The 16,400-nt window shown below is 52.4% G+C and carries 11 protein-coding genes and 1 tRNA gene; 5 read left to right on the top strand and 7 right to left on the bottom strand.

The window, feature by feature from the left end; genetic code table 11:
• Window positions 1-51: 51 nt before the first annotated feature.
• On the top strand, window positions 52-543 hold the full coding sequence (locus AAC060_RS08130; protein ID WP_339824805.1) for a thioesterase family protein: 492 nt from the start codon (window positions 52-54) through the stop codon (window positions 541-543).
• Window positions 544-552: 9 nt separating this feature from the next.
• Here AAC060_RS08130 and AAC060_RS08125 read toward each other — a convergent pair whose 3' ends face one another.
• Complete coding sequence (locus tag AAC060_RS08125) at window positions 553-705, bottom strand: hypothetical protein (RefSeq protein ID WP_339824803.1); 153 nt, start codon at window positions 703-705, stop codon at window positions 553-555.
• Between the two features lie 131 nt (window positions 706-836).
• Between AAC060_RS08125 and AAC060_RS08120 the strand changes: the two genes are divergently transcribed.
• Window positions 837-911 (top strand) — tRNA-Thr (locus AAC060_RS08120).
• A 160-nt stretch (window positions 912-1,071) separates the two neighbouring features.
• Here AAC060_RS08120 and AAC060_RS08115 read toward each other — a convergent pair.
• Entirely contained in the window at window positions 1,072-1,854 is a 783-nt protein-coding gene (locus tag AAC060_RS08115) for a DUF2189 domain-containing protein (RefSeq protein ID WP_339824801.1), read from the bottom strand.
• Between the two features lie 542 nt (window positions 1,855-2,396).
• Window positions 2,397-3,899 (bottom strand): ShlB/FhaC/HecB family hemolysin secretion/activation protein, encoded by a 1,503-nt coding sequence (locus AAC060_RS08110; RefSeq protein ID WP_339824798.1) that lies wholly within the window; start codon window positions 3,897-3,899, stop codon window positions 2,397-2,399.
• Between the two features lie 288 nt (window positions 3,900-4,187).
• Here AAC060_RS08110 and AAC060_RS08105 point away from each other — a divergent pair, with 288 nt between their 5' ends.
• The 3 genes from AAC060_RS08105 to AAC060_RS08095 all read left to right on the top strand — a co-directional run bounded on the left by AAC060_RS08105 (window position 4,188) and on the right by AAC060_RS08095 (window position 12,066).
• Entirely contained in the window at window positions 4,188-5,300 is a 1,113-nt protein-coding gene (locus AAC060_RS08105) for a FecR family protein (RefSeq protein ID WP_339824795.1), read from the top strand.
• 114 nt (window positions 5,301-5,414) lie between these two features.
• Entirely contained in the window at window positions 5,415-7,739 is a 2,325-nt protein-coding gene (locus tag AAC060_RS08100; protein ID WP_339824793.1) for an EAL domain-containing protein, read from the top strand.
• A 451-nt stretch (window positions 7,740-8,190) separates the two neighbouring features.
• Window positions 8,191-12,066, top strand: coding sequence for a PAS domain S-box protein (locus AAC060_RS08095; RefSeq protein WP_339824791.1), 3,876 nt, complete (start codon window positions 8,191-8,193; stop codon window positions 12,064-12,066).
• Between the two features lie 214 nt (window positions 12,067-12,280).
• On the opposite strand, the gene AAC060_RS08090 is transcribed toward AAC060_RS08095, so the two are convergent.
• The 4 genes from AAC060_RS08090 to AAC060_RS08075 are packed head-to-tail and all read right to left on the bottom strand — an operon-like array spanning window position 12,281 to window position 16,179.
• Window positions 12,281-13,708 (bottom strand): glycosyltransferase, encoded by a 1,428-nt coding sequence (locus tag AAC060_RS08090; protein WP_339824788.1) that lies wholly within the window; start codon window positions 13,706-13,708, stop codon window positions 12,281-12,283.
• On the bottom strand, window positions 13,705-14,685 hold the full coding sequence (locus AAC060_RS08085; RefSeq protein ID WP_339824785.1) for a HEAT repeat domain-containing protein: 981 nt from the start codon (window positions 14,683-14,685) through the stop codon (window positions 13,705-13,707). Before AAC060_RS08085 ends, AAC060_RS08090 begins: the two co-directional genes overlap by 4 nt.
• The gene (locus AAC060_RS08080; protein WP_339824782.1) at window positions 14,682-15,809 is read right to left on the bottom strand and encodes a YaiO family outer membrane beta-barrel protein; all 1,128 of its coding nucleotides are present in this window, start codon (window positions 15,807-15,809) and stop codon (window positions 14,682-14,684) included. Before AAC060_RS08080 ends, AAC060_RS08085 begins: the two co-directional genes overlap by 4 nt.
• Window positions 15,799-16,179, bottom strand: a complete 381-nt coding sequence (locus tag AAC060_RS08075) for a response regulator (RefSeq protein WP_339824781.1) — start codon at window positions 16,177-16,179, stop codon at window positions 15,799-15,801. Before AAC060_RS08075 ends, AAC060_RS08080 begins: the two co-directional genes overlap by 11 nt.
• Window positions 16,180-16,400 lie beyond the last annotated feature (221 nt).

The following is a 16,400-nucleotide window of genomic DNA, read 5'->3' as shown; positions in this document are numbered from 1 at the left end:
GATTGCAAAGCTGGTTGACAGCCAGGCGGCGCTGGGGAAAGAGCCAGCGCCATGACAGAACAGAAAAACCCCCGCGACGGCTTCCGCCTGATCACCCCGCTACGCGTGCGCTATGCCGAGTGCGATTTGCAGGGCATTGTCTTCAATGCCCATTATCTGGCCTTTGCCGATGTCGGCATGACCGAATATATGCGCGCCTTGGTGGCGGCAGACCGGCCGCGGGACGAAAACGACATGCTCGGCAGCTTTACGCGCCATTTTGGCGGCGACAACTGGGTGCGCCATGCCGATGTCGATTATCGTGCGTCAGCAAAGGCCGATGATCTGCTCGACATCGCGGTGCGAATCACCCGGTTCGGCCGGACCAGCTATACGCTGCTGGTGCATATTTTGCGCGGGGAAGAGCTGCTCAATGTGATCAAGCTGACCTATGTATGGTTTGATCCAGCAACCGAACAGGTCGCGCCGGTATCTGCAAAATTTATCGAGGCGGTCAGCGAGTTCGAGAATATCAAGCCCGAACGCGCGGTGGTGAACGCTTAGGCCCGGCCCCTAGGGTTGCGGTTTTGCGTCCGCATCGCTTGGTAATATCTGCTTGGCTTGCGCCTTGCGGAGACGCAGATTGGCGCGAAGCTGCGCGGAGAGCCGCTCGGCTTTCTCCGCTTCCTTGCGTAATTTTTCCGATTTGGGCTGGGGTTTTGGCATGGCGCCTGATTGCATTATCGAGTGAAAAATGCAACTCCGCTTGACAAGATGCTAAGCATTTGGTCTTAGCCCCTCGGTTCGGTGCAAACCGTCCCACGCGGCGGCTATCGCCAGCGTATCAAAATGGTCCGGCTGCTGTAGCTCAGTGGTAGAGCGCGTCATTGGTAATGACGAGGTCGAGAGTTCAATTCTCTCTAGCAGCACCATTTTTTCAGCTTAGTGAAAATCTTTTCCCTACGGGGAGTGCCCTAATGTGGATACCCGCTTGGGTATGGCATGGGTGCTAGATTAGCCGATCACTTTGTCGCCAGCAAGGACGATGACCATTACTTCGTCTATCCGGGCATTGTCCGTGCTAGTCCATTACTATGTGCCGGATTCGCCGGCAAGGCGACGATATAAATGCCAAGTTGTATGTCCGAGTACGGGAAGCACGACGAGAAGCCCCAGGAAAAGCGGCAGCATGGCAATAAACAGGGTGATCGCAATTACAAAGGCCCAAGTCAGCAGGACGAGTTTGTTTGACCGCACTGATGCCAGGCTCACAATGATTGCCGTAATGAAATCAACCTGACGATCGACCAGCATCGGTAGGCTAACGACCGTGATCGAATAAAATGCCAGCGCCATCAACGCGCCCGCCAACCCGCCGACCAGCAACATCATGATGCCCGCGCCAGTGCCAAAGAGCGCAAGCGATTCCGATCCGACGCCGGACGCCCCCAGAAAGATGGCGAAAATTCCATGAGCGAGTCCCAGCCAGAACCCGAATGCGACAAACAGAATAACGCCCATGGTCAATATCTGTTCATCGCCGCGTCCCCGCAATGCCCCGAGTACGGCAGGCCAATTCATGGCGATACCGGCTTCGCGGCGGCGGCTGACTTCATAAAGTCCGACGGCTACAAAGGGTGCAAGAAGCGGAAACCCCGCTGCGGCAGCAACTAACCACACAATCTCACCTTGGACAAAAAGCCCGAAATAGAGAAACATCCCGGCAGTCACATATATTGCTGCGAAAAACAGCCCGAATTCGGGATATGCCCTGAAATCGGCCCAGCCTGCAGCAAGTGCCGCTCGAAGGTCGCTCAGTTCAAGATCACTTGCTACCGTAGCCGAAGCGATCTCGGCCTGGTCGCCTGTACCCATTATCTTCCCTTCAAGCAGAAACGTTGGCAGATGGTGCATCAATACAATTGCCACATCAAGTTTTACTGCGGGCATGACAATATTGGGAAAATCTGCATGCTGGCCGATTCCAGGTTGCAGCCGTGTTGAATGGTACTTCCGGCGATCGTTGATAAGCGGCGGGAAACCGAGGAAATTGACGGGGCTCAAAAATTAGCGGCAGTGGATTTCAAAATACCTAAAACCAACTGAACTATATGGAGAAAGCGGGCTTTCTCGTGAGAATTCGAACCTTAATTAACCGAGACAAACTTACACTACCGATAGAAAACAAACATAATTTCCCATGCAGGTGGGGCTGGGCATTCCAAATACATGTTTGCGAAGACCGCTTATGGGCCGTTTGCGGCCTGTCGGGTTTTGGACAATAGGACCAACTAGCGGACGTCGCGCGGTTGAAAATCGTCACGACGTCTTCCGCCCTAAACGTGGACAATTGCGTTCGTCCGATCGAACGTCCGTTGCTGGTGCAACAGGACACCTTGGAACTATGTCGTAGTCTTCTAGAACCGCAATCCAACTTGCACGTTCATCTTGGGTGACCGGTCGCCGCTTTCGAAGCGATCGTCACTAACCGGAGCAGCGGCCTCAACGCCAAGATCAAATTTTCCGATTTGCGCGCGTACACCGCCGCCAGCGGACGCGAGCGATCCGTCACCGTAGCCAGTGCCAATATTGGAGACATATCCGCCATCGACAAATCCATAAAGCTGGAACCAGTCGAGCCAGCTATTGGCATTTTTGAACTCTTTGCGCAATTCGGCCAATCCTAACACGCCTTCATCACCAAAGCGCTCGCTGAAGTCATAGCCTTTGCCGAAATATGGTCCGCCAATAGCGATTTCATTGGGTGAGAGAAGTGGTCGCGATGCTATTTGAGCGTTGCCTGCTAGTCGCATTCCAAAACCGCCGCCGACATCCAGTATTGAGTTTATCCAGAAATTTGCTTTGGTAAATTCTCCGCTACCATCTCTGCGAGAATTCAGCAGATCGCCGACTTCGCTTGCTCCCAAAATTCCGAGACCCTGAGTTACGCCAATGCCTCCATAAATCCGTCCGATGCCGAGATTATAGTTCCCTGAAAAGTTCAAGGCGGCCGTGGCAATTCGGTCATCCTGAAATAGCTGTCCATTTTGCGATTGTTCGACGTTAAGATACGCGAGCTCTGCGTTAATCCAGAGATTGAAGTCATTGCTGCGCAACACTGCATGGCTTGCGAAAACAGAGGCGTAGCGATTGCGTCCGGTAAAATCAAAGCTACGTAAATAGCTGCCTGAGCTTGTCCGTCCGCCAGCCCCGGAGAAACCGATCACGGTTCCGCCATCGCCAAGCGTCATCGCATAACGGGCATTTATGTAGGTTAACTCACGGGGTTGCTGGACCGAGCTTATCACATTGGTGGTCAGCACATCGCCGTCCATCAATAGGCCTGCAATATCCAGATCGAGTCGCGCTCTGAACGGTCCAAGAGTTTTTGGCCCGTAATTGTCCAGTGCCGCATAGCCCTTCGCTTTGTCTTCGCGGACTGTTACAATCAACACGCCCTTGCCATTTTCGCGCTGGTAACTTGTGTTTTCGAGCGAAATTCCAGGAAGATCGCCCGCAAGGAGCAACTGCCGTTCGATCATATCGGAGTGGGCAGCATTGCAATGCAACTTGTTCAATATTTTTTGCAAGCGCTTGTTCTGCGCGCCTAGGATCCGCACTTCGTCTATCGCGCCGGGATCAAGCTGGACCGACACAACACCAATTGCGACCGACTGACGTGGAATTTGCGCACTGGCAAAAATATATCCGCGCTCGCGAGCGGCTGTAGAGATTGCACTCGCTAATGCGCTCAGGTTTTCCTGACTGGCTTCCTGCCCAATGAATTTTTCGTAACTGGTCACCAGTATTTGAGATGGGATCTCGGGCGCAGTTGTTACGCTGATAGCGCCAATGGTGATTGAACTGCTACCCGGCGGCGTCGGATGTAACGAATTTTCAGCCACAGTTGGTGCAACCACTTGTTCCATTTGGCCGCGCGTTCCGGCATCTCCCGCAACCCATTCTCCCCGATTGTCCACGCTCTCGAACGGATTCCGGTTCTGTTGCGCTAGTGCTGGAATCGAATGGCAACAAAAACTCATCAACATTGTAGATTGGATGATTGATCGCACGAACTGCCCCTGAAAATAAAACAACACCCATTTATCTTTAAATCCTTAGGAAATCCTTAGTGATGGCCAATATTAACCGAAAATTCAGGGTTATTTTAAACGGTATCGCTACATCGGCCGCTTAATAGAACAGTTATGAATTTGGTATTTGGCCAAGAGACGGAAGAATTATTGATGAAAAGATTGACAAAGTTCCTCGCAGTTACAGTGTTTTTGGCGGCCGGAACCGCTCATGCGGGCCCGCCGCATTGGAAGCTCTCAGAGAGTAGCGGTACCGTTAATATTTTGCGCTCCGGCGTCTCGACAATTGCGACAAGCGGCGGCTTATTGAGTGCCGGAGATGTCATTGCGACGGGCAAGAAAAGTCGCGCGATATTGGTTCGGGGACAAGAATATGTAGTTGTCTCCCCCAATAGCCGCTTGCGTATCAGTGCACCGGCACAAAGCGGTGGTGTTGTTCAGTTTTTTGAAGAACTCGGCAATGTGCTGTTTCGTATCGACAAGAAGGCAACGCCGCATTTCGGGGTAAAGACCCCTTATCTGGCGGCTGTCGTAAAAGGAACGACGTTCAGCGTAACCGTAACTGAATCGGGCACAGCGGTGCAAGTGACTGAAGGTGCTGTCCAGGTCTCCACGCTAGATGGAGGGGCAACGCAATTATTGTCACCCGGTATGATTGGCGTGGTAAACCGCGACCAGCAATATAGATTGTCAATCACCGGCGCGGAAACACGCACAATTGACTCTCCAAATGCACCCGCAGGAAGTGGTGACACGCCTGAACCAGTGGCAGAATCGGTTTTAGTCGAAATCGCCAATAACAGCTTTGAAGGTGTCATCAGCGCTCCTGTGATGGAAGCGCCAGTATCCCTTAGCAATGTTACGGGTGGATTGGTCAACAGTGGCGGACCTGCGCTCCCCGCCAACCAAATGGCAACGAACAGGGCCCCAGCTTCAGGCTTTTCTGGTGCAAATTCAAACAATGGTGTGAATAATAACAATCCGGGCGCCGTCGGCAATGGCAGCGGTAATCCGCTTGGTAACGGCAATCGCGGAGTTGGAAACGGCAACGCCGGCGGCAATGGTAACGGCAATGGTAATGGCGGAGTTGGAAACGGCAACGCCGGCGGCAATGGTAACGGCAATGGTAATGGCGGAGTTGGAAACGGCAACGCTGGCGGCAATGGTAGCGGCAACGGCAATGGCGGAGTTGGAAACGGCAAGGGTAAGGGAGGAAAAAATAACTAGAATCCCTTAAAATCGAACGGTTCAGTACTTGACCTGTGATTCAAATTCGGGGGTTAACCCAAAATACAGTCATCTACTGTAGAAATATCTGTTGGTTGAATACCGGAGATATTTTTGAAGACTTTCCTAACCTCAATTCACTTTAATGTGTTTCGCCGCGTTCTTCTGGCTTGGGCGCTGGCCTCGCTTGTGGGTACTGTGTTGGCGGTGATTGGTGTTGGCGGCGAGCTGGAACAGCAACTCAAGGACATGCGCGCCAATCTACTCGAGAAACCGGCATCCGGTGAAATCGTGCTGGTCGAGATAGATGCCAAGTCCTTGCAGGCTATGGACCGCTGGCCTTGGCCTCGCGAATATTATGGCCGGTTAATCGACATACTTACGGAATCCGGTGTTTCTCAAATCGCTTTTGATATCGATTTTTCTGCTTATTCCAGCGCCGAACAGGATAAGATTTTTGCAAACGCCATCGCAAATTCCGATGCAACAATTGTTCTGCCCACATTCCGACAGCAGGGATCTTCAGGGCAATCGTCCCACATAGAAAGCCTGCCGATCGAAGTGCTCAGGGAAAATGCATTTCTTGCATCGGTCAACGTCCATCCCGACAAGCGCGGGCAATTGAATCAATATAGCTTTGGTACCATGACTGCCGATACACCGCGACCATCTTTAGCCAGCATGGTTGCCGAAGTTTCCGGGAATATCGAAGAAAATTTCGTAATAGATCAAAGCATCAACCCAGCGACCTTACCGCGTGTCAGCTTCGTTGATATATTGGGTTCAGACAATCAGCCGACCGAACTTCTAGGCAAGAAAGTCCTGGTCGGAGCCACAGCAATAGAATTGGGTGACCGATATCCGATAAGCCGCTTCGGGGTGGTTCCGGGCGTGGTCATTCAAGCTATGGCAGCGGAAACATTGTTGCAAGGCACAAATATACCGAATTTTGGTAAATACCCGCCGTTATTATTTGCAACAATCCTGTTGCTTGGCTGCATCCTAACCAGAAAATTTTCTGACAAGGCATTGGTCTGGATAACGTGGTCCCTTGGGTTGCTTCTCGTCTGTTCGTTGTTGGTCACAGAGTATTTAAATCACTTTACCTTTTCCAACGTTCCTACCTTTTTTGCCCTCGGCACCTTTTTAATCGTGCGGAAATTGCTCACCACAGATTTGGCGCTTAAAATGAGCCGATTTTTCAACGAGGCTAGCAAGTTGCCGAATGATGCTGCAATGTTGAGATATATTTCCGATAAGAGCGATTGTCATATAGCTACGGCGCGGCTTTCGAACTTCCATGAATTGCTGGTTGTAACTGACAAGAATTCCCGAATGGAGATGTTTAACAGTCTAGCGGATCGATTGAAGTTTCTCGCACTTGAAGAGCGTATATTCCATGTGGATACCGACATAATGGCGTGGGTCATCAAAAACGAATATGCGGCGGATGTCGATGGCCATTTTGATACTGCCAACGTGCTATTTCAATCTCCGGTGATGGCCGGCACTACGAAGATCAAGATTAATCCTGCATTCGGTAGCAGCAACAAATCCATCGACAAAGCGATGGTCGCGTCAGAGCAGGCTCACGCTACCGGCAAAAGATGGGTGTCGCACGACGATGACGTCGATCAGGCCATTGGTCAAAAACTCAACTTGCTGGTGGAGCTTGATCAGGCGATCCAAAACAGGGAACTCAGAGTTGTATATCAACCCAAGTGGGATCTGCAGGCTGATGAATTGAATGGCGCAGAAGCTCTGGTTCGGTGGAACCACGCGGGACAGGGCATGATTAGTCCGGCAATCTTCATTCCAATGCTCGAAAAGGTGGGCCGGATTGATGACCTGACCTGTTTCGTGCTGGAACATGCATTGCAGGACTTGTCTTCCTGGGGCGCACGACAGGAAAATCTGAGCTGTTCAGTGAATATTTCCGCTCAACTACTCGGAGATAGCAAGTTTGTTGAGAAAGTAATTGCCATGGTTGAATCAGCCAACGTGGCTTGTGAGCAGGTAATATTTGAAGTCACCGAGACCGCCGCTCTGGCTGATCCGGAATTGTCGGTGCTTGCCCTTAACCGGATACGAGATGCCGGGATAAAAATATCCATTGATGACTATGGTACTGGACAGTCTACCATGAGCTATCTGCAGCGCCTGCCCGTAAATGAAATCAAGATAGATCAGAGCTTTGTTCGAACCATGACCACTAACAATGCAAACCATGTCATGGTCAAATCCACTATCGAAATGGCTCATGCATTGGGATTTAAAGTTGTTGCCGAAGGCATAGAAGATCAGCAGTGCAAGGATTTGCTGACGCAACACGGCTGCGATGTAGGCCAAGGCTGGCACATCTCCAAAGCGGTGACATCGGAAGTTTTTCAAGCGACATGGTTGGGAATTGAAAGCAATGCCCTTCTAAAATCAGCCTGATCGATCGAGATGTGAGGTGGCACACTAGTGTCCGCTCTCGGGATAAAACAGTCATCCCCCGGGGCGCATCTTAATGACCGCATTCCACCCACTTGTTGACATTCTTGCGCAGGCGAAGCCGTCGAAGAATCAGGCGAGCAACTGCGCGAATGCGGGCAATTCAGGGCTGCATCTGGTCTGCAATATGCTGCAGATTTTCGGCCTGGATGTGACTTGAACGCTGTTCAACATTATTGCCCGCGCTCTCACCGGACACCTCACGTTCAATCATAGTCCTGCTCCTTTTTTTGGCCAAAATTACAGTCGACATGTTAGACGGATCACAGCGTGCGTTGTATAGTTTGCAATTCGCCAAATATTAACCAAGAGGCCTTAATCCGCTAGGATGGAACAAAACTCGCCAATTACATCCAGGTCCCAGGGCGCGACCCTTGGTTTTCAGGCAATTGCATTGCCGATATTAGTCGCTCTCATCTATGGCGTGGTGGCTTGGGCCAGCGTGATAATAACGATTGAATCCGGGCGGATAGCGACCTTCTGGATCGCCAATGCGCTCCTGATCGGGTTTCTATTTCAAAAAAGCTGGAAACAATGTGCGCTGTTCCTGGCGGCGAGCGGATTTGCCAATCTGTTAGCCAATCTGGCGGTTGGCGATACTCCGGGCGTTGCCTTGCTGCTGACCTCCGCCAACTTGGCAGAAATTTCTTTGGTCGTGTGGGCCATGCATCGATTTTGCGGTCGTCGCCCGGATATGGGGAATTCAAGGCATATATCTATCTTGGTGATTTCAGGGCTCATCGCGCCGATGATTGCCGGCGTAATAGCGGCGCTGACAATCAGTGGATCTGATCATGCGCTGGCACTCGCCAACTGGATGGAATGGATGGCGGCCCATGCATTACCAATTCCAATTTTTGCCTCGGCCGTCTCGATCGCGCTTGGCAATCTTGGCAATGGTAAACCGGAGGATGTGAGAAGTACGGTTGATTGGGGCATCATGGTTATTGCAACCATTTCTGTCGCGATACTGGTTTTTACCCAGCCGGTATTTCCGTTACTGTTCCTTGCTTGCCCCGTCGTCGTATTCGCAGCATTCCGCACCGGATTGCTCGGAACAGCGATTTCGGTAACGGTTTTTGCCATCTTCGCCATATTTGCAACGCATTACGGGACCGGACCTATTGCTTTGGTGAACGGCAGTCTGCGGGAGCAGGCGTTTACGCTGCAACTGTTCCTGGGGGCATGTTTCGCAGTCGGTTTGCCAGTTGCTGCGGTGCTGGCGAACAGGTCGGCCGTACGGAGCGAATTGCACGAGAGCCGGGATTTTATAGCTTCGATTCTGGACGGGGTCGGGGAAGTTATTTTCAAAACCGACGTAAGGGGAAGGTGGGCCTTTCTGAATTCGTCATGGCATGATCTGACCGGTTATTCGGTAGAAGAAAGCCTCGGCTGGCAATCAACGCGGTTGCTACATCCTGACGATGTTCTGGCTGCCGCCAAATCCTATCCTAAAATCATTGCCGGTGAAGTCCAGGAACTAAACCTGCAACAGCGGTTCATGCATGCTGACGGTAGCTATCGCGATATCGCCGTTTTGGTCCAGAGACTGGCCGACAAAGATGGAAAATTCTGTGGTTCGGTCGGTAACCTCCGGGACATCACCGACGAGCTGGCGAGAAAACACGCGCTGGCAAAAAGCGAAGCCAGATTTCGAACCTTGGCAGAAGCCGCGCCCGTCGGAATATTCCAGGCCGATAGCGAAGGACGGCTTACCTATGTGAATGCAGCATGGGCGGCCCGCTTTGGCGTGGAGACAGAAGACCTGTTGGGTGACGGCTGGAAGTCTGTTCTTAAAACCGGTCAGGAATATGAAGAGGACAAGGCGTTTACAGGTTTCAATAAACCGGGAGACGTAAGGCGCAGGGTCGCGTTGTTCGTCGACGCCGACGGGAAAGATTTATGGGGCGAAACGGTCAATGCAGCCGAATTTGATCGCGACGGTAAAATAAGCGGATTCGTCGGGGTCTTCAATGACGTGACGGAACAACGTGAAAACCTGCTTCGATTGCAGGAAAGCGAGCGGCGGTTCCAGTCACTCACGAACCTGGCGCCGGCCGGGATTTTTAGAACGAGCATCGACGGAATGTGCACCTATGTGAATACCGCCTGGAAGCAGATTACCGGTTTGGAAGATGGTGCATGGGAAGGGACCGGATGGTCCAAAGCCATTCATCCGGATGATCTCCAGCGCGTCCAGGATTCATGGAGTTCTGCTGTAGAAAGGGAAGCGCCGTTAAACTTCGAGTTTCGTTGGCGGCGAGAGGACGGCACTATTGTCTGGACGGAACTATTTTCTGCTCCGGAAAAGGACGAAGCTGGCCGCGTGAACGGATTTATTGGCGTTCTCATGGATGTTTCCGAACGAAAGAACGTTCTGACGGCTCTTGCCCAGCGCGAGCAGCAGCTCTCCGTCCTTGCCGAAAATGCCACCGATCCAGTTTTCAAAATGACGCTCGACGGCATCTGCACTTACGCTTCGCCTTCGGTGGAAGATATGTTTGAAGTTCCACCAAGCAGTTTCGAAGGTTTGTCGATGCTCGAGCAGTTCCATCCGGATGACAAGGAAGCCGTATTGGCCGCATTTAAACTGCTCACCTCGGGAAAGCAGGACAATACGGTTTTGTCTTATCGTACGGAAAGTATTCTGGAACCGGGTAAATATATCTGGATGGAGGCAAATTGCGGCCTGCTACGCGATCCGGTCACGGGCGAGCCACAAGAAATCATAGCTGCGCTGCGCGATGTCAATGCGACGAAAAATCTGGAAGAGAAATTACGGCAGGCTAAAAATGACGCAGAGAATGCCGCTGCAGCAAAATCCGCTTTCCTGGCCAATATGAGCCATGAAATTCGTACACCGATGAATGGGGTGATTGGCTTTACCGAAATTGCTCTGGCGGGCGATCTGGACGAACAACAGCGTGAAAATATTGAAATGATTGCAGAGTCCGGTCGGGCGATGATGCGGTTGCTGAACGATATTCTCGACATGGCGAAAATCGAAGCAGGCCAAATGACTATCGCGAAGGAAGCTCTGGATTTACGTCATAAGCTTACCAACTGCATACGGCTGATGGAGCCCGTCGCTCGTACCAAGCATATCGAGTTATCGCTGCATGTTGATCCCTCGCTGCCCGCCTGGATCGAAAGCGACGCTATGCGGATACGGCAGATTGTACTGAACCTGATCGGTAACGCATTGAAGTTCACCGAGCGGGGCAGTGTCGAGGTAACAGTCGCGCTTGAAAATGATATCGATCATCCTCGATTGCGGATAAGTGTTAGCGATAGCGGCATAGGGATTCCGGCAGACCGGCTAGATTATATTTTCGAACAGTTCACTCAAGCAGACAGCAGTACGGCTCGCCGATATGGTGGGACCGGCCTTGGCCTTGCTATCAGTTCGCAGCTTGCGGAAATGATGGGCGGGCGACTCTTCGCATCCAGCATAGAAGGCAAAGGCTCTACCTTCACCTTCGAATTGCCATTGGTGACATGCGAAGCTCCCATATCTCCGGTTCATCCGATTGCACCTGAAGAAGATGAGGTTTCTTCGATTAGGCACCGGATTTTGGCGGCCGAAGACAATGACATCAATCAGGCCTTGATCCGCAAGATGGTTGAACAGCTGGGGCACAGGATCGACATCGCTCCGGACGGGATCGCCGCAGTGGCTATGGTTCAGGCGGCTTCAATCTCTGGCAATCCCTATAGCTTGGTCTTGATGGATATGCAGATGCCCGTAATGGACGGGATCGAGGCAGCCAAACAACTCAGATCCAAAGGCTTTGACGAAGCAACGCTTCCGATCATATCGTTAACTGCCAATGCGTATCAGGAAGACATTGAAACGGCGCTCTCGGCCGGGATGCAGCACCATCTCGCGAAACCGGTGCGTCGGCGTGATCTGGCTGCTGCCATTGCCAAATGGGGCAATAGCGCAGCAATTGAGGAAGCGCAGCATGACGATCCCGCTTTGCCCGAAGCTGAAAATAGCATGATCGACGCCGATTTGACCAAGCGATTTGGAGCCAGAAAGGACGACGCTGCCAACGCCATTACGCTGGCGCTGGGTCAGGATCAGTTGGACGACCAAACTGTAGCCGATATCGCCGAAATGCTCCACAAAATCGCCGGAACTGCGGGCTATTTCGGTGAAGCAGGACTGGGCGACAAGTGCGTGCAAATTGAGGTTGACCTGCGACGGGAAGAAGGTGCGGATGCGAGGGGCCTGCTTGCCGATGCTCTCGCCAGTCTGACGGCCTGAAACGAAATAAGAGCGGACAGGATAGGCTTCCGGGTCCGGAGGCTATCCTACTTGAACCGGTCTGCAGACACTGATTTTCAATCGTTGTGCGTTTTGACGGCACTCACGATCATTGCATATGGGCAAGCGACCGCTCCCGATCTGTTAACCAGAGCGTTGATTGTACCACCGTTGCTTCTTCTATTTGATGCTAGCCTAGCAACCAACGTGGCAATCAAGCGGCGCCAAAACCGACCCTCGGGACGGGGGACCAAGCAGTTTCCTTTTTGAAGTGGCGCTTTATGCCAATGAAACGGAACACGAGATTAGCCTGCCGGTACCCGAAATTCTCGATGAATGCTGCAACGCCGATTCTCGCAAGGTCGGCGGCATTCGGAGTCCGGCGGAGCTGTACTTCTTCCAGAATCAAGGTGCCCAGGCTGAGCCCCGTTCCAAACAAAACGGTCATGCAAAAATACGCGAGGGCCGCAATCGGGTCCAGCAATCCCAGCAATATCGCAACAGGCACCACCAGATAGCCTAACAATTCTGCAGGCGGACCGAGAATATCTTCGATCACGACTTGCGGCATGGCAAATAACCCTATGCGTCCGTACCGCGGATTGCCGATCATACGCCAATGCTCGATCAGCGTTTCAAGTGCGCCTTGCTGCCACCTTGCCCGCTGGTTTTTAAGGCCGCCCCATTCAGCGGGGGCTTCCGTCCAGCAAACAATTTCAGGGACAAAATCGATCTTATAGGCTTCCTTCTTGTCACGCATATGCCGGTGCATGCGCACAATCAGTTCGAGATCTTCGCCAACCGTATCGTGCCGATATCCACCCATTTCGACAAGGGTCGAGCGACGGAAAACACCAAAAGCCCCAGAGATCAGCAGCAAGGTATTGGAATGCGCATTGGCGACGCGGGCAGTCAAAAACGCGCGGAGATATTCCACAACCTGAAACCGGGGTAGCCAGTTTTTAGAGAGTCTGACCTTGCGCAGCGACCCGCCCCTTATTTCGCAACCATTGGCTATCCGGATTGCGCCGCCGACCGCCACCATTTTGCCATCATCAAGCATGAACGGCTCTGCCGCGCGAAGCAATCCGTCGGTCTCGATAATCGAATCAGCATCAATCACGCAAACCAGCGGAGTGCGGGCGAAACCTATTCCGGCATTTGCAGCATCGGCCTTCCGCCCGTTTCCCTTGTCGATTACCCAAAGGTTGGGATGCGTCTGTGATTTATATGTACCGAATATCTCGGTCGTTTGCAGTGCAGCGATCTGCTGGCGCTTGGCCTTCACCATATTGAAGCCGGCGATGAGAGTTGCCAGCGTTTTGTCGTCCGAACCATCGTTGACGACGATAACCTCATGTTCCGGATATTCGAGAGCGAGCAGCGCCTTGACACTTTCGACGATAGAAAGCTCTTCATTGAAGGCTGGCGCGATAACCGAAATGGGTAAAGCGAGGTCGGCATATCGGTGCCATAGGTCGAGGGAAGCCGGCGAAGGCTTGACGCGCGTAGCAAAGACATATGCGGCCAATAGCAATTGTGCGAGGCTGACCGCATTGCGATACACCACGATGATCATGCAGCCGAAAGCAACATATAGAACGATTTGAGACAGAATATTCGGAATTTCAGCCAGACTCATTTGCTAAGCTCTTCCTTGTTGGTTGTGGCGTTACTCAAGTCCGTCGTGAGAAGCGCTAGCGCTTCTTCGGCACGCAACCGGACCCAAAGCACATCATCGGAGAGAAGCCTCTGCAGGCGCGGAACGGCAGTACGTAACCTGAGGACTGCACAGCTATTTGCTGCCTGGAGCCGGACAATTTCGCTTTCATCATCCAGTAGATCCAGCACCCAGGGAACCGACGGGTGACCGATTTGCGCAGCAGCTCTCAAAGCGGAAGCGCGAACTTCAACATCTTTGGATCGTGCGGCTTTCTCCAGCGTGGGTAAAACCGACATATCTCCTGACCAGCCCAGTGCATCGATCAGCATGGCGCGGCGCTTGTCCGGTATGTCTTCTTCGAGAAGAAGGTTGAAATGCCCGACATATTTAGAGGCGAGAGACCGCAACAATGCGATGTCGAGACGCGAAGAATCGCGCTCGAACATTCCGAGCATTGTGATCGTTTCGCGCGGAGGTGGCAGGACATCCGATGCAGCCAACGCAAAGGCGGCGTTGAGTTGGACGTCCGGATTGCGATCAGTCTTCATCATTCTGCGCAATCGGGCAATACAAACTGCGCTGCCAAATTGTTGCAGGATACGTATCGCATCTATCCGTTTTGCGGCTCGAATATTCCGCGACATCCCCAACGCTTCGTCGAGCAGACCATCCAGTTCCGCAAATTCTTTGAGCCGGTCGCGTTCACCCCCGCGTAAAAGCAGCAGCAGATGACTGACAACTTCCAACCGAAGCGGTTTTGTCCAGGCCTGGCTCGTATCCGCTCTTTGGCCAGCTATCCGCTGAATATAACTTCGGGATACGTCGGTGTGTAACGCGCGGCGTTCCGAACTTTTCTTTTCACCCCACCAGCGATAAAGAATTAACGCTCCAAAGATTACGAGCATTGCGCTGGCCACAAACACTGACAGTTCGATCATTCCGACATACACGTTCATGACCCGCCGAACCTCCAGCTAAGGCCGAAATTAATGGCCTGACGGTGATAGCTATTCTCGCGTCGATCATCTTCCCCCGTCAGCCGGAACGTCCATCCTTTACCCAGTGGCACCAGCAGGCCGCCCGCAAAGGAGCGCAGCTGGCGTGTGCCGTCAGTCTCTGTATCCGGATATTCTGCCGCCAAGAGGAATAATCCCGCTTTGCCCTCGGGTCGATAATCGCCTCGCAACGCAGCACCGAACCGGTAGCTTTCACCGCCGCCGAATAGATTGATCGTCCGCGCGGTGAAAAAGAGATCGGGAGCAGGCCTGTATTCAAGACCGGCTCCGAGAGCGAAGACCATATTTGTGGAATAATCTGCCAGCTTGCCGTCAGCGATAATCGAGACGGATCTGGACAGGTTGATTTGTCCTGCGGCTTTGATGCTCCAGTTCTCCCGAAAGTCTGCATCGGGAGTGGCGGCTATTCCGACCGAGATGAATCCATTTTCCAGTCGATGAGCATATTCTGCTACCAACCTGATATCGGACTGTTCGCGTTGCTCCATATCCACAGTGGTCGTCAGGCTTCCGCTATCCGAGAGACGAAACGAGGCAGACGCGACCTGTGTCGTCCATGTCTGGCTGCTTCGCTGAGGGAAAGAGACGTCTGAAATACCTACATTGACCGCCGCGCCGATCATGCGCACGGATCGATCATCCTGGGCGCGCTTGAGAGCAATTCGAAATTCCGCCAGCCCGGGATAGTCCGGATGATTTTTCGCAACATCGTCCGCTTGTAACCGGGCTTGCTTTAACTGCCCTTGCCAGAGCAATATATTGGCATTTGCCATTTTAAGATCATTGTCATTGGGGAAAAGCGTCAACGCACGATCAATTGTCCGCTTGGCTGATGCCAGGTCGCCTTCCGCGGCATAGGCGGATGCCAATCGTTGCAAAAGTGCGCTGTCACGCGGATGATTAGCGGCCTCTTCTTCCAATCGCTCCGACTGGCTCGAATTTGACTCTGTGCTTCTATTCTGGACGTCCGCAGCGACTTGGGCTTTCGCCGGGATCGGCTGGAGACCGAACAGCATTGCTGCGATCGAAATTCCGGCAAATTTTGAAAGGGCACTATCCGTCATTCTTATATTTCATTAGAAGTTTGTCGATCCGGGCGATCAATTCCTGAGGGATGAAGGGCTTGGTCAGATAGTCATCCACACCCGCTTTCAACGCCTGAACAATATCTGCTTCGCCGCTCCGCGAGGTGAGCATGATTACCGGTATATCCTGTGTTTCCGGTTTGGCCTTGAGTTCTGACAAGACTTCCGAGCCCGAAAGAATGGGCATCATCATATCAAGGATGATGATATCAGGGCGCTGTCTGGAGACGGCATCGAGCGCCGCCTCGCCATCGGCCGCCACTTCGATGTGATGACCGTGCCCATTCAGCCGCAATCGAATCATATCGACGAGGATGTCGTCGTCGTCCGCTATAAGGATGTATGCCATTTTTTTAACGCTTCTCTGTGATTTATAGCTTCTATACCACAAGTTTGGTTAAGAAAGGCTGATGTTCTCAATATTGGGGATCGGCAGATAGCGTATTGCAGTCTCCGATCGCGCCCACTTCGAAATAGCTGTCTTCTATCTCACAGACCTTCATCGCTGCCGAGCGCAGCTGTATAGTGTCAGGCGTGCCCCCCCCCATTGATGCGGGTGGCCTATGGGTG

Origin of the sequence: uncultured Parasphingorhabdus sp. (assembly GCF_963975555.1) — a bacterium.
GTDB lineage: Bacteria > Pseudomonadota > Alphaproteobacteria > Sphingomonadales > Sphingomonadaceae > Parasphingorhabdus.
Note: the sequence above shows the minus strand (reverse complement) of the source record. Positions and strands in the feature narration are given on the sequence as shown.

Coding starts and splice junctions, on each gene's coding strand:
- AAC060_RS08130 (WP_339824805.1), top strand. CDS start 52: ATGACAGAACAGAAAAACCCCCGCGACGGCTTCCGCCTGATCACCCCG.
- AAC060_RS08125 (WP_339824803.1), bottom strand. CDS start 705: ATGCCAAAACCCCAGCCCAAATCGGAAAAATTACGCAAGGAAGCGGAG.
- AAC060_RS08115 (WP_339824801.1), bottom strand. CDS start 1,854: ATGGGTACAGGCGACCAGGCCGAGATCGCTTCGGCTACGGTAGCAAGT.
- AAC060_RS08105 (WP_339824795.1), top strand. CDS start 4,188: ATGAATTTGGTATTTGGCCAAGAGACGGAAGAATTATTGATGAAAAGA.
- AAC060_RS08090 (WP_339824788.1), bottom strand. CDS start 13,708: ATGAGTCTGGCTGAAATTCCGAATATTCTGTCTCAAATCGTTCTATAT.
- AAC060_RS08085 (WP_339824785.1), bottom strand. CDS start 14,685: ATGAACGTGTATGTCGGAATGATCGAACTGTCAGTGTTTGTGGCCAGC.
- AAC060_RS08080 (WP_339824782.1), bottom strand. CDS start 15,809: ATGACGGATAGTGCCCTTTCAAAATTTGCCGGAATTTCGATCGCAGCA.
- AAC060_RS08075 (WP_339824781.1), bottom strand. CDS start 16,179: ATGGCATACATCCTTATAGCGGACGACGACGACATCCTCGTCGATATG.